This is a genomic window from Paenibacillus sp. FSL L8-0502 (genome assembly GCF_038593055.1).
Lineage (GTDB): Bacteria > Bacillota > Bacilli > Paenibacillales > Paenibacillaceae > Paenibacillus > Paenibacillus polymyxa_D.
The window spans coordinates 954,778-968,911 of sequence record NZ_CP151958.1; the positions used below are offsets into that span (position 1 = coordinate 954,778).

Annotated in this window: 14 protein-coding genes; 11 read left to right on the forward strand and 3 right to left on the reverse strand. The window is 46.7% G+C overall.

Going from position 1 to position 14,134, the window contains the following annotated elements; translation table 11 throughout:
• Window positions 1-10: 10 nt before the first annotated feature.
• The 7 genes from NSQ57_RS04265 (at window position 11) to NSQ57_RS04295 (ending at window position 7,835) form a co-directional block, all read left to right on the forward strand.
• Window positions 11-973: a sugar ABC transporter permease gene (locus tag NSQ57_RS04265; protein ID WP_029517137.1), complete on the forward strand. Its 963-nt coding sequence runs from the start codon at window positions 11-13 to the stop codon at window positions 971-973.
• 3 nt (window positions 974-976) lie between these two features.
• Entirely contained in the window at window positions 977-1,816 is an 840-nt protein-coding gene (locus tag NSQ57_RS04270; protein ID WP_029517136.1) for a carbohydrate ABC transporter permease, read from the forward strand.
• 211 nt (window positions 1,817-2,027) lie between these two features.
• Window positions 2,028-3,314, forward strand: a complete 1,287-nt coding sequence (gene ilvA / locus NSQ57_RS04275) for a threonine ammonia-lyase IlvA (protein WP_039272546.1) — start codon at window positions 2,028-2,030, stop codon at window positions 3,312-3,314.
• A 222-nt stretch (window positions 3,315-3,536) separates the two neighbouring features.
• Entirely contained in the window at window positions 3,537-4,511 is a 975-nt protein-coding gene (locus NSQ57_RS04280; RefSeq protein ID WP_342425667.1) for a glycoside hydrolase family 43 protein, read from the forward strand.
• Window positions 4,512-4,712: 201 nt separating this feature from the next.
• Window positions 4,713-5,798, forward strand: a complete 1,086-nt coding sequence (locus tag NSQ57_RS04285; RefSeq protein ID WP_318628218.1) for an iron ABC transporter permease — start codon at window positions 4,713-4,715, stop codon at window positions 5,796-5,798.
• Window positions 5,798-6,823, forward strand: a complete 1,026-nt coding sequence (locus NSQ57_RS04290) for an iron ABC transporter permease (RefSeq protein ID WP_340931360.1) — start codon at window positions 5,798-5,800, stop codon at window positions 6,821-6,823. Before NSQ57_RS04285 ends, NSQ57_RS04290 begins: the two co-directional genes overlap by 1 nt.
• 64 nt (window positions 6,824-6,887) lie before the next feature.
• A complete protein-coding gene (locus tag NSQ57_RS04295; protein WP_342425668.1) occupies window positions 6,888-7,835 on the forward strand; it encodes an ABC transporter substrate-binding protein in 948 nt (315 codons plus the stop codon).
• Window positions 7,836-7,996: 161 nt separating this feature from the next.
• On the opposite strand, the gene NSQ57_RS04300 is transcribed toward NSQ57_RS04295, so the two are convergent.
• Window positions 7,997-8,428, reverse strand: a complete 432-nt coding sequence (locus NSQ57_RS04300; protein WP_340954302.1) for a hypothetical protein — start codon at window positions 8,426-8,428, stop codon at window positions 7,997-7,999.
• 197 nt (window positions 8,429-8,625) lie between these two features.
• Between NSQ57_RS04300 and NSQ57_RS04305 the strand changes: the two genes are divergently transcribed.
• From NSQ57_RS04305 to NSQ57_RS04315, 3 genes are all read left to right on the forward strand, one after another.
• A complete protein-coding gene (locus NSQ57_RS04305) occupies window positions 8,626-8,925 on the forward strand; it encodes a hypothetical protein (protein WP_029517129.1) in 300 nt (99 codons plus the stop codon).
• A gap of 271 nt (window positions 8,926-9,196) precedes the next feature.
• A complete protein-coding gene (locus NSQ57_RS04310) occupies window positions 9,197-10,021 on the forward strand; it encodes an alpha/beta fold hydrolase (RefSeq protein WP_029517128.1) in 825 nt (274 codons plus the stop codon).
• Window positions 10,022-10,113: 92 nt separating this feature from the next.
• Complete coding sequence (locus NSQ57_RS04315) at window positions 10,114-10,905, forward strand: class III extradiol ring-cleavage dioxygenase (RefSeq protein ID WP_029517127.1); 792 nt, start codon at window positions 10,114-10,116, stop codon at window positions 10,903-10,905.
• 72 nt (window positions 10,906-10,977) lie between these two features.
• On the opposite strand, the gene NSQ57_RS04320 is transcribed toward NSQ57_RS04315, so the two are convergent.
• Window positions 10,978-11,901: a hypothetical protein gene (locus tag NSQ57_RS04320; protein WP_029517126.1), complete on the reverse strand. Its 924-nt coding sequence runs from the start codon at window positions 11,899-11,901 to the stop codon at window positions 10,978-10,980.
• Window positions 11,902-12,116: 215 nt separating this feature from the next.
• The gene (locus tag NSQ57_RS04325) at window positions 12,117-12,635 is read right to left on the reverse strand and encodes a DoxX family membrane protein (protein WP_029517125.1); all 519 of its coding nucleotides are present in this window, start codon (window positions 12,633-12,635) and stop codon (window positions 12,117-12,119) included.
• Between the two features lie 248 nt (window positions 12,636-12,883).
• Between NSQ57_RS04325 and NSQ57_RS04330 the strand changes: the two genes are divergently transcribed.
• A complete protein-coding gene (locus NSQ57_RS04330; protein WP_342425669.1) occupies window positions 12,884-13,978 on the forward strand; it encodes a DUF3048 domain-containing protein in 1,095 nt (364 codons plus the stop codon).
• The last annotated feature ends 156 nt before the right edge of the window (window positions 13,979-14,134 follow it).

Genomic DNA, 14,134 nt, shown 5'->3' on the forward strand with positions numbered 1-14,134 from the left:
AGTGAGATTCATGGCAACGCCCGTTCATACGAACGCTAATGTACCGACAGGTCAGCCGCCAAAAACTCAGCGTCCGGCCAGAAGCCAATGGAGCCGATTTATTCATTCCAGTCGTACGGCACCGTATGTGTTTGTCCTTCCATTTTTACTGTCCTTTGCGTTATTTTTTGCCTATCCGGTCATCTCGACGGTCATTATGAGCTTCCAGGAAGTCCTGCCAGGGATAACAACTTATGTTGGACTGGAAAATTATAAGGACTTAATCAATCCTACGTTTGGAAAGGCGATATTGAATAGCGTCCTGTACACGCTGCTTACACTGGTCGTGCTGATTCCTCTGCCGCTGGTATTGGCAGTATTGCTGAATTCGCCTAAAATGCCGGGCAGAGGGTTGTTTCGCTCCGTGATGTTTATACCTGCACTAACCTCGGTGGTGGTAGCAGGAACGATCTTCCGCCTCATGTTCGGGGAATTGGATGGTTCGCTGATGAACTCCCTGTTGGGGGTCTTCGGTCTGGAGCCGTATAAATGGCTAATGAACGCCAACACCGGCTTTTTAGCGTTGATCGTGCTGGCCTTGTGGAGATGGTTGGGCGTAAATATGCTGTACTACATGTCGGGACTCCAGAACATTCCCCCCGAGTTGTATGAAGCTGCGCAGATTGATGGAGCCAGTCGATTCGATTCATTTTGGCGGATTACGATTCCTATGCTGAAACCAGTGACGATCTACGTATTTACGATTAGCATTTATGCGGGGTTGTCCATGTTCACGGAAAGCTACATGTTGTGGAACGGAAATAACTCCCCGAACGATATTGGTTTAACGATTGTTGGCTATCTCTATCGCCAAGGTCTGGAGCAGAACAGTATGGGCTTCGGAGCTGCGGTGGGCATTGTATTGCTCGTATTTACACTCGTGCTGAACCTGATCCAGCTCAAATTTTTCGGCATGTTCCGGAAGGAGGATTAAGCGATGGCTCAGAAACAAAAAGGCTCATTATCCGCATTGCTCGTTGTCCTGTTCATTCTGTTTGCCGGGTTTGCCCTGTTTCCGCTATTTGCCGTGACGCTTGCCTCGTTCAAGCCATCGACGGAGCTGTTGCGCTACGGCTTGAATCTTAAGCTGGAGTGGGACATCATGTCCTTGAAAAACTATGCGTTCATCTTTCAGGGGACGACGGATTATTTTCAATGGTACTGGAACAGTATTGTTATTACCGTCTTGTTTACGGTGTTATGTCTGATATTGTCCGCGATGGTGGGCTATGGTCTGGAGATGTACCGTTTTAGATTGAAAAATGTGATTTTCACACTGGTGCTGGTTGTAATGATGATTCCGGTAGAAATTATCATGCTGCCGCTCTACAAGCTAATGATCGGCATGAAGCTGATTAATACAGTATGGGGTGTAATTCTACCCTTCGTCGTCGCGCCGATCCCAATCTTTTTCTTCCGTCAATATTTGAGTGGAGTACCCAAGGATTTTATGGATGCTGCGCGGGTTGACGGCTGTTCAGAATATGGCATTTTCGTACGCATTATGATGCCTCTAATGGCGCCTGCATTTGCGGCAATGGCTATTTTGCAGGCGATGAACAGTTGGAATAACTTCCTGTGGCCGATGATTGTATTGCGGACCAACGACATGCTGACACTGCCCATTGGACTGTCCAGTCTGCTGACGCCATATGGCAACAATTATGATGTGCTGATCGCGGGCTCCGTTTTGGCTATTTTACCGATTCTGGTCGTGTTTCTATTCTTCCAGCGTTACTTTATTGAAGGAATGACGGCAGGTGGAGTAAAAGGGTAATCGGAAAGGTATTCAATGGAGCGAATGAATACAAGAAATGTGCAACGTCAGAAAGGGCTGGTCGGGCTTTGTCCCGATCTGCCTTTTTTTTGGTTCGATTGATTTTCATTCTCATTTTCATGTCTATCATCTGCACAAGCTATGGGTAAACGTGGTATGATATTTGAAAGATTTCAAATACAGAAATATTCAGGCGGAGCGTGGAGAACCTATGGAACCAACAGAAACCCAGAAAACTGACCCGGCCATGGCGTCAACCGTTGGCATGGAGGATATTGTACGGGCGCATCATATGCTGCGTGAGGTGATTGTACGTACACCTTTACAGAGGGATGCCGTCCTATCGGCCAAATATAACTGTAATGTGTATCTGAAAAGAGAAGATCTCCAAGTCGTGCGGTCCTTTAAAATCCGTGGTGCTTACAACATGATTCGTAGCTTGACTCCCGGACAAATGGAAAAAGGCATCGTGTGTGCGAGTGCAGGGAATCATGCGCAAGGTGTGGCTTTTTCATGTAATGCACTTGGTATCCACGGTAAAATATTTATGCCGAGTACAACGCCTAATCAGAAAGTGAAGCAGGTTCGTCGCTTTGGGGGAAACAGTGTAGAGGTCATTTTGACTGGAGATACGTTTGACGATGCCTATGATGAGGCCATGAAGGTGTGTAGCGAGCAGGCAATGACCTTCATCCATCCGTTTGATCAGCCGAAAATTATTGCGGGCAATGGTACGATTGCGATGGAAGTGATGGAGAGTCTAGATACACCTATGGACTATGTGTTCGTAACGATTGGCGGCGGCGGTTTGGCGGCAGGCGTAGGTACGTATGTTAAAACCGTGAGTCCATCCACCAAGGTAATTGGTGTGGAACCCCTTGGCGCGGCGTCGATGACGGAAGCGATGCGTTTACACAAGGTGGTTACACTGGATCAAATAGACAAGTTTGTTGACGGAGCTGCGGTGAAGCGTGTGGGTCAGCTGACATACGATATTTGTAAACATACCTTGGACGATATTGTGAAGGTACCGGAAGGTAAAGCATGTACCGCGATTCTGGAGCTGTATAATGAAAATGCGATTGTTGTGGAGCCTGCGGGTTCACTGCCTGTTGCAGCACTTGATCTGTACCGCGAGCAGATTCAAGGCAAAACGGTTGTCTGTATCGTCAGCGGTGGTAACAACGATATAGATCGAATGCAGGAGATTAAGGAACGGTCCCTAATTTACGAAGGACTGAAGCATTATTTTATGGTGAATTTCCCGCAAAGAGCTGGGGCACTGCGTGAGTTTCTACAGGATGTGCTTGGACCGGACGACGATATTACTAGGTTTGAATATACGAAAAAGAATGATAAGGAAAATGGACCAGCTCTGGTCGGCATTGAGCTGTTCCACAAGGAAGACTATTTTCCTTTAATTGAACGAATGAACCGCAAGGGGCTTAAATATACGGAACTGAATAAAAACGAAAATCTATTTAATATGCTAATTTGAAAAGGAGCCTGCGGGCTCCTTTTTTTGTATCAGGATTTTGCAAAATCCTCGTATGTAAAGCGTTATGCGTAGTTTATAAATTTCTTTTTATTTGAAATAAAGCGTTTACAAAACAGAATGTGATAGGTTAATATATGGGTAACTTCATAAGTATAAACACTAATGTAATAGGTGTGTCACCTGAATTTCATTATAAGATACTCATTCGGAGGTGCGAAAGAAATGTTGAAAGCATGGAAAAAATCAGTACGGAGTAAATTGACCCGAACGGCGTTTGCTGCTGTAACCTCGGCTGCTTTGTTACTTTCAGTGATGCCATCTGCATCCGCAGAGCACTGGGCGTTAACTGGTGATGTGGCAGTACATGATCCGTCCATTACGAAAGAAGGCAACGCTTGGTATATTTTCTCCACAGGGCAGGGGATACAGGTTCAAAGATCGGACGACGGACGCAATTTTTACAGATTGCCGCAAATATTCCTGTCGTCGCCATCATGGTGGAAATCGTATGTACCTAAGCAAAAGCCTAACGATGTGTGGGCACCGGACGCTCAGAAGTACAATGGACGTGTCTGGGTTTACTATTCCATTTCTACTTTTGGGTCACGCACTTCGGCCATTGGATTGACTTCAGCAACAAGCATTGGCGCGGGAAGCTGGAGAGATGATGGACTCGTGCTGCGTACGACGGATGCCAACGATTATAATGCGATTGACCCGAATCTCGTCATTGACGCTTCCGGTAACCCGTGGCTTTCCTTTGGTTCATGGAATTCAGGCTTGAAAGTGACTCGATTGGACAAGAATACGATGAAGCCTACGGGGCAGATCTATTCTATCGCCAAGCGTACGGCGGGTGGTTTGGAAGCGCCCCATGTTACATACCGTGATGGGTATTATTATCTGTTTGCTTCCATTGATAACTGCTGCAAAGGCGTAGACAGTAATTATAAGATTATTTACGGGCGCTCTACTAGTATTACCGGACCGTATGTGGACAAGAGCGGCAAAAGCCTGATGGACGGCGGCGGAACGATACTGGATGCGGGGAATGACCGTTGGAAGGGACCTGGCGGCCAATCCGTCTATAATAACAGTGTCATTGCGCGTCATGCCTATGATGCCACTGATAAAGGAAATCCAAAACTTCTGATTAGTGATTTGAAATGGGATTCGGCAGGCTGGCCTACGTACTAAAGAGAGGACCGTTTGGAGTCACCTATGTAGTAAAATCATATAGATATATTCAAAAACTGTTCCTCTTATGGGGAACAGTTTTTGGCTTGCAATGTCATAGAAACATGCTATTATGTATCAAGTTGATAATAATTATCATTATCGTTATCATTTTGGAAAACGTAATGATTTTTTCAGGTACGGAGGGAGTGACCTCATCAAATGCAGTCTAAAGACAGCATGGACAAACATACAGCTCGGACAGAGAGGGCAGTTCCTGAAGTAGTCATAACAGCACGTCCAGTACTTCGAGCGGGTAGGATTCGGCAGGCGTTGTTGTTCACAGCTTCGGCTGTATTGTTGGGTTTGGCCATATTCGCCGCCATTTCTCTCGGAGCCAAGGACTTGACCGTAAGCACCGTGTGGTCGGCAGTATTTCACTATGATCGTTCGCTGATGACACATCAGATCATTCATGAGTTGAGATTGCCGCGTGTACTCGGTGCAGCTGTTATTGGAGCTGCGCTGGCGGTTGCAGGTTCTCTGATTCAGGGCATTACGCGCAACCCGCTGGGAGATACAGGTGTGCTGGGCATTAACGCAGGAGCGATGTTTGTAGTTGCAGTGAGTTTTGCCTTTTTTCCCGATCTTCCTTATGGGACGTTAATAGTATTGTCGTTCCTGGGGGCGCTGATGAGTACCTTACTGGTATTTGGTCTGGGAGCATCTGCGCCTGGTGGATTGACACCTATGAGACTGACGGTGTCTGGAGCTGTGACGGCTGCCCTGTTAGGTTCCATGACTTCGGGGATTGCGATTTATTTTGATTTAAGTCAGGATTTAGCCTTCTGGTATGCGGGTGGTGTAGCCGGGATCAAATGGTCGCAGCTTGAGATTCTTGCACCGATTTTGCTTATTGTGATCGCCTGGTCTATGGGGCTGGCACGTTCTATTTCGCTGATTTCGATGGGCGATGAGGTGGCGTTAAACCTTGGGTTGAATCTCAGGCGCATTCGGCTTTTGGGTCTGCTGACCGTAGTGGTACTGGCGGGACTCTCTGTATCGGCTGCTGGAGCCATCGGCTTTGTAGGTTTGGTTATCCCACATATCGCTCGCAAGCTAATCGGTGTGGATTATCGCCAGATCGTGCCGCTGTCTGCGTTATTGGGAGCCGTGTTACTGGTGCTGGCAGATTTGGGAGCGAGAATGGCAAATCCGCCAGAGGAGCTAGCTATTGGAATTATGGTGTCTTTTATCGGAGTACCCTTTTTCCTCTTTCTCGCCCGTAAGGAAAGGAGGGATTTATAGTGAGTCGCTCTTTAGGGATTGGGGACACGAGAACGAAAAAGGCTTGGCTCGTTTGTTTGGTATTGGCGGGAATCAGCTTTGCCGTCCTTGTTTTGGGTTTGAATACCGGAACGATTCGTATTCCACCGCTACGCGTGCTGGATACGTTGTTTGGCGGTGGCAGCGGACGTGATCATATCGTTCTGTTCGAGTATCGTCTGCCTCGTATTGCTGTAACGGTGCTGGCTGGAGCGGGACTAGGCGCAGCCGGGGCGGTCATGCAAGGCTTGTCGCGGAACGCACTTGCTGATCCGGGAGTGCTCGGTCTTCATGCAGGGGCTGCGTTGGGACTGGTAATGTTCGTTAGCTTTTTTCGCGACTTGGACGGTTCGGCCGCCGTCCTGATCCCCTTGTTTACCTTTGCAGGAGGTGTCATTGCGGCGATGCTGATTGTTTTGTTGTCCTATAGCCGTAACAGAGGAATCGTGCCAGTGCGTCTGATTTTGTCCGGTATCGGTGTAGCCTCGGGCCTTAGCGCTATAACGCTGTATTGGTCCTTACGGCTGGATGAGGATACATACGCATTTACCGCACGTTGGTTGGCTGGCAGCGTTTGGGGCCGGGACTGGATACATGCAGCAGCTTTGCTGCCTTGGTTAGTCATTGTATTACCCTACGTTCTGTCGCAGACGCGCAGTCTGAATAACCTGTCGTTGGGTGACGAGACCGCGGCTGGAATCGGTACAAGTGTGAAGCGCCAGCGCCTATTACTGCTAGGCGCAGCTGTGGCTCTATCTAGTGCCAGTGTATCTATGGCCGGAGGCATCGGCTTTATCGGGCTGATTGCGCCTCATCTGGCTCGCCGTCTGGTTGGGCCGATGTACCAGCATTTGCTGCCAGTAGCCTGTTTGGTCGGGGTCGTCATTCTGGTCACCGCCGACACGATTGGGCGTTCGGTGTTTCAGCCAAATGCGATTCCCGCAGGTGTGGTGGTTGCTGTGGTAGGAGCTCCGTATTTTCTATTCTTGTTGTCCCGAACAAAATGACAGAAGAAGCCTTCTATAATGATCATTATAATGTAGAGCTTCTATAGCATAGGAGAGAATAAACATGAGAAAACACAAATTTGAGGGTTCAGGTTTTAAACGTTCATGGGTAGTCACAACTCTTGTTGTATGCATGATCATGCTATCTGCTTGCGGACAAGCAGCCGACAAACAGACTGCCGATACGAAAGCGGCGGACAGTGCGCAGACAACCATTAGTGCGGATTCGCGTATTGCTTCGATGTCAATTCATTTGACGAACAACTTGCTGGCATTGGGCATTACTCCGGCTGGTTCGGTCATTGGCGGAGATGTGAAGGATTTTCTACCGCATGTAAAAGATCGTCTTCAAAGTACCCGTAAGCTAGGTGTTGTCACTGATCCGGATATGGAAGCGGTACTGGAGCTTCAACCTGATCATATTTTCTTAGACAAAAAATATTCGGGAACCGATGTGGCCAAGTTTGAAAAAATTGCGCCGACCGACGTTTTTGATCTGGATGAAGGCACATGGAAAGATCAATTGAAAAAAATAGCCGTTATGGTCAAACATGAAGCACAGGCAGACGCATTTCTAAAAGACTATGATACACAGAGGGAACGAGTCAAAAAGCTGATTCATTCAAAAATTGGGGACGGAACGGTTATGGCTGTACGTGTGACGGCGAAAGAGGTTCGTGTTATGGGGATGAAGCGTCCGGTAGGACCGCTGTTATATCAGGATTTGGGCTTGAAGCCAGCCAAAGGTGTAGAAAAGATCAACAAGGCTTATCAGGTGGTTTCCCAAGAGGTTTTACCGGATTATGATGCCGATGCGATTCTTGTTATCATCAGTAAAGGCGCGGATGCCCAAAAGGTATACAAGCAGCTGAAAGGAAACACAGTATGGCAAGGTCTCAAAGCGGTGAAGCAAGGGCATGTCTACATGTTGGACGGACAGCCTTGGCTGGACTATTCCGCAATGGGACACAAAATGGCTCTGGATAATGCAGAACAACTATTTTCCAAATAAGTTCTAAAATATATCAAGCCGTATTCCTCCATGCAGCTTCTTGCAGGCCAGGAATACGGCTTTTTGGCGCACACCCCAGCTGTAAGTCGATTGCCTGATCGAAATGAAAAGGAGCTGCTATGACCCAAAATGGGGCAGCTCCATATAATGAAAATTGCGGGCTATGAACGTTTTTTACGCAGAAAAATTGGTTTGAGTCCAATAAAGCCGATGGCGGCGAGAATTAAATTTACCCAAGGTGAGATCCTGAATACTGGCAGTACACTGCGCAGCGCTAGTCCGGCGACAAGAATCACGACAACTAACACAACATACATCAAGATGGATTTAAGATTCATCTGGGGCTTTACGGGGACGGGGTTTGGATGTTGTATCTCCTCGCCTTCTTCGGGACGATCCATAAAATTCATCAGGGCTTCAACGAGTAGAATGGCTCCTGCGGCGATGATGATAAGAGTGGATAGGCTGATTTCTTCAAAGGGTTTGAGATCTCCGCCTGTAAAGGTGACAAACCATCCGATAATCGCCTGTGTCAAAAAAAACATGGACAAGGCAACCCATGCAATAAGCGTATAATTTTTTGCTTTATTCATTGCTTCCTCCTGCTTTATGAGCGTATTCCAAGCTGATGGAACCGCCATTTCGTAACAAAGACAGTATACGTGAGGAAGCGTCGGATGGCAAAAGACTTTATCTATAGCATGTATATTACCGTTGCATTCTCCTCAAACTGGATAGAGGGTGAGCACGTGGAGCAACCTGAATATAAACGTTGAGAGGATGTGGCATCATGAAACTGGAGAACCAGGCAGATTATTTAGTCCAAAAACGACTGGGAAACGCTTCGAATGGGAATAGCGGGGCGGCCTCGTCTACAAATGTGAGTCACCGGAGCGTTCAAGGAACATCTCCAACGTACCGTATAGTGGACGATATCGAAGTGGCTGAGGATACAGAATTTGCAGGTGAGCTAGGTGCACAGAACTACCGCAGCCTGTGGCATGAGGATGAACATAACGGCGACTCTTGTAAACTGCAGTGGGAAGGACGAACGGAGACCCACCAAATGTTCAGGAACAGCTACGAATAACGAATGTCACTTTAAATGTAGTGGATTCACTCACATAAGTGTAGTATAGCGTTCTCCGGAATCGCATCGGGGAGCGCTATTTGTTTACTTTTTTAACGATGTGAACTGACAGGTTGACAAGGAAGCAGGGCGATGATAGACTGACTTTACTATAAAACTTATTAAACTTATCGGAATTAAAGTGAATAAATATCCTGGATGGATATTCCACGTTACTATATGAGTTCGAATTCATAAATGTGTAGTGAAGCTTGAAACAGGGGGAATCAGGATGGAACGGCAAATTGGAATTCGTTTTGAACATGAAGAGCTGGCCGCAACAATTCATTATCCAAACCGTACAAATGAGGGAGAGCGTCAGAGACGAGTTCCCCTCGTTGTTATATGTCACGGTTTTGTAGGCAATCGTATCGGCGTAGATCGATTATTCGTCAAGACTGCGCGTGAACTGGCCGAAGGGGGATATTTTGTCCTGCGCTTTGATTTTGCCGGTTGTGGGGAGAGCACAGGTGAATACGGCAAGCAGGGGCTTGAGTCCATGATTAATCAGACACGTACCGTATTGGATTACGCCGTCAATTGTGCGGACATTGACCCGACCAAGGTGACGCTGATCGGTCACAGTCTGGGGGGCGCGGTTGCTCTTCTCACAGCCGTACGGGACAAGAGAGTACAAAATCTGGTCCTTTGGTCAGCAGTGGGCTATCCGTTCAATGACATCGTCAAAATTACGGAGCGAAGCGTGTACGATGAGTCTGTTAAAACTGGTCATGCCGATTATTTGGGCTATAAGTTTACGCCTGCTTACTTTGAGTCGTTAGCTCAATTTCAGCCGTTCCAGGAGGCCGTTAAATTTAACGGGGATGTGCTCGTCATTCATGGAACCTCGGATGATATTATTCCTGTCGATTATGCATTTCTGTTTCAAAAGATATTCTGGATGCGTCCAGAGGGACGCTGTGATAAAGAGATTATTTTCCAGGGAGATCACACTTTCTCGTCAGGTAAAGAGCGGCAACGGCTCATTGATCGGACGCTTGAATGGCTGGATGAACAGGAAAATATTCAACGTGATTGGCAGCACTGGATGATCTGATTTCAGTGTGTAACGGATTGTATTGGAAATTGCGCCTCCGCCGGAGTAAAATGGAAGAGTAACACTATACTGGCGTGTGGAGGTTGGCAGCGATGACATTACCCTCAATTTTTGTTGCGCATGGTTCACCGACACTGGCTGTAGAAAATAACGCATATACCAGCTTTCTTGCAAAGCTGGGCGCGAGCCTGCCCCGACCCAAAGGAATTGTCATTTTTTCCGCGCATTGGGATAGCCCCGATCAATGTATTGGCGCCGATGATCAGCATGCAGCGTTGCACGATTTCTATGGCTTTCCTGAAGAAATGTACTCAATCGATTACCCTGCACCAGGCGATCCAAAGCTGTATGAGGAGATAGAGCATCTGTTCAGTCAGCATAACTTGTTCCACCAGCCGGTTCGGAACCGGGGACTGGATCATGGAGCATGGGTGGTTTTGCGGCATATATATCCTGATGCGGACATACCGGTCGTACCGTTATCTATTGATTCTCGGCGCGCTCCTCAAGAGCAATACGAGATTGGACGGATGCTGGCGCCGTTGCGAGAACAAGGGATTTTGATTATCGGTAGCGGCGGATTGGTCCACAACTTGCGGACACTCAAGCAGACGAGTGAGCCAGCCGATTGGGCCGTTCAATATGATGACTGGATTGCACAGCAGCTTCAAGACTGGAATTTACGTCACTTATTCCAATATGACAAGAAGGCTCCATATGCCAAACAAGCGGTACCTTCTTATGGAATAGAGCATTTTTCACCTTTGTTTTATGCGATGGGGGCTGCGGATCAGGAGCGCTCCGCGCATAAGCTTTTTCAGTCGTATGTCCTTGGCTCGCTGAGTCTCAATTGTTGGGCTTTTGGTCAAGAAAGTGATACGTAAATGTAAAAAAGAACTTCCGAATCCACATGCTGTGTGGGAATGGAAGTTCTTTTGTGTTTTTTGCGTCTTCGATTAATTAGAAGGCACGTTCTTTTTTAGCCAAGTGGATACCTGCGAAGTACGTTGATCTCCATTTTGATCCAACAGTGTCATAAATGCTTTCAGCTTTTGAATATAGGTGCTCTTCGAATCCATATTACGTTGAACGAACCATTGATACCCTTTTTTGGCATACGGATGAATCTTCCCGGTATCATGATCGAATAATGGCGTATTGTTCGTGCCGTAGAAAGTATAGAAAAAGTACAGATCGTGCAATTTTTTTATAGCTTGTGTACGATTGGAATGTGGATATTGGTTTAAAAACAATTCCTGTGCCAGCACTCGTCCGGCTAACTGTTGATAGCCGATACGGAGCGCGGCATCTTTGGTAGCAGCCTGTCCGGATTCCATCGACATGATGTCAATATAGCTGCGGATATCTGCCGTGGTGTGCTTCCCGAATACTTTATATTTTTCATAGTTGATGATTGGGTAATACATGCCTTCTGCGGTTTCAAGTTTGTAGCCGGCATCTCTTGTTTGAGTTAGCAACTTTTTCAGGTTCGCATCGCTTGTACGGCTGATTACATTTGTGAACGAATCACCGGGTTTATAGATTTGATTTATTTTGGTTTGAACAGAGGTCGGGTATAGGGTCTGTGCATAGGAATCCAATTGCTGGTTCTGTGCATTTTCCAGATGAAGCACCATGAGGGTAGCTTGAGAAGCTGGAATGGATTGAATATGCTTTTGCAAATAAGTGAATGCCTGAGATAGCTTGCCGGGTTGGCCTAGTAGCTGCTCGAAGGTCTTGGAGATATGTTGTACACTTTCTGCCTGAGATGTCGTAGTAGACGTCGCCGCTTGGGCTGATGCCGTATATCCCGATCCCATAGTCTGCACTGTGAAAGTTACTGCTGCGAGCATGAGATAGGCTTTGGTGATTTTTTTCATGATATAACCCTCCATTACGTTCTTTGATGTAACTGTAGTGTATAGGGTAAATGTATCGTGAGCATTCCATGTTGTATCCAACTTGTAAACGTTTGGGGAGGATAATGAATCCGATAAAAGAGTCCGAGTTAGGAGGAGCTAAAATCCTCCTTGTGAGCATAACAGCGCAAAAAAATAACCATTATCCCGGAGGATAACGGTTATTTGGGGGATGTTTAAGCGATTTTTCGACTAGGGTCCGCTGGAAAGGTATCTTTATTTTTACCAAACAGTCCACGCAGGAAGGGCAGTACCCAACGGTCAAAGCCAATTCTTCCGGCATTTGCGCCAGCAACTACGAGGAAGATTTCAAACAGCAGGTAGATTGCATTGGTGCTTACTGTACCCGAGAACAGGAACGAGAAGTTCATAACCATGGCCATCAAAGCAGCCAGTGTAGTCAATGTACCGAGAAGCAGGCCAACCCCGACCAAGAACTCACCCAACGGGATCAGGACGTTGAACAAACCTACATTCGGCAGGGCAAAGGCTTCGAGGAACGATCCCCACCAGCCTTGTACAGCGGGATGGTCTCCACCTGTTTTAGCAATGGCCCCCGAGATAAATCCGCCTGCATCGAATCCACCTGTCAGCTTTTCAAGTCCGTGAGTCATCCATTCATAACCTAGATAAACCCGTACGACAGTCAGCAACCACATTGCGACTTTGTTCTCACGTAACCAGCTATTAAACATTCAAACCACTCCTCTTTCTTAATCTATAATGTTGGTTGTATTTCATTTTGTTGGGATGATCATCTTTGCTACACCTTTATTGTAGTAGGTTCAGTTACAGTTATTTGTGATAAAAATCACAAAGTCTGAATATTTTTAAAATTTTAATGTCTTCAGATAAGTATTCTATAGAGAGGTCATGCTTCAATCAAGACAAAAACAGGAAATAAAGCTTATAATGAGAAAAATAACGAAGTGGAGGGATGAACTTGTCCGGGCCCATTTCCCAACGAAATCATTGGTTGCGTGTAATGGCCTCAGCTCTGTTATGCATGACGCTGATGTCTTGTTCTGCTATGTCCAATACGGGAGATACTGAACCCGTTCCTCAACCGACCAAGCATAAAACAGAGAAGGAGGCGCTTGAACCGCCGAAGGAGCAGTCTACTCCGGCATTTACAGCTCCGCTTACCGGTCTTCCGGTGGAGCAGCCAGTTTTGGAGCGACCGCTCGCTGTCATGATTAACAATGCTCCAGCAGCACGTCCGCAGGCAGGACTTAGTCAGGCAGATATGGTATATGAAGTTCTTGCAGAAGGCGGAATTACCCGTCTGGTCGCTTTTTTCCAAAGTCATGGCGGAGATGTAAAGGTTGGTCCGGTCCGTAGCATTCGTCCGTATTTGATTGAGCTGGGCGAAACTTATGGTGCGTTGCCGATACACGCAGGGGGAAGCACAGATGCCTATGCGATTTTACAGCAGCAGCGGAAGGAACATTTAGATGAGATTTCAAATGGAGGGGCATACTTCTGGCGAAGCAAAGATCGTCGTCCTCCGCATAATCTATACACGGACGTGAATAGACTGCGCAAAGGAAGCGATAGTAAAGGGTATGCTACGCATACGGACGTTCCAGTATATACTTACCTTAAATCCGGCGAAACCCCAGTTATGGTGGACGAGACTGCAACATCTTTACAAATCCGGTTTTTGCTTAAAAGCTACCGGGTATCTTATACCTATGATCCAGCGGATCAACAATATAAGCGTTTTGTGAACGAAAAGTCACATGTGGATCAAAATAATAACCAACAGCTCTCAGCAGCCAATGTCATTGTGATGAGCACCAGGCATCGAACGTTGGATGATGTAGGCAGATTAAGTGTTGAACTGGACGGCAGCGGAGAGGCCATGGTGTTTCAACAAGGACAGTTAATACAGGCTGAGTGGCAACATACGCCAGGTGATGCGATTCGTTTTATGAAGAAAGGGGTTGAAATTCCGTTAACGCCAGGTACATCCTATATACATGTGGTGCCTGCAGATACACCACTAAAGGAACATGTAACCATAGAAGTGAATTAGAAAACGAATTACACCTTTTTAGGAAAAAATTGTCGGATAATGAGCTTATATGTCGGGCACTGTATACGTATATCATGAAATTTGCTTTTACAAACATTACAAAAACATTGATGAGTGTGATAAGATAGCAAAGGTTGTCTATTGCAGTCGAAACAG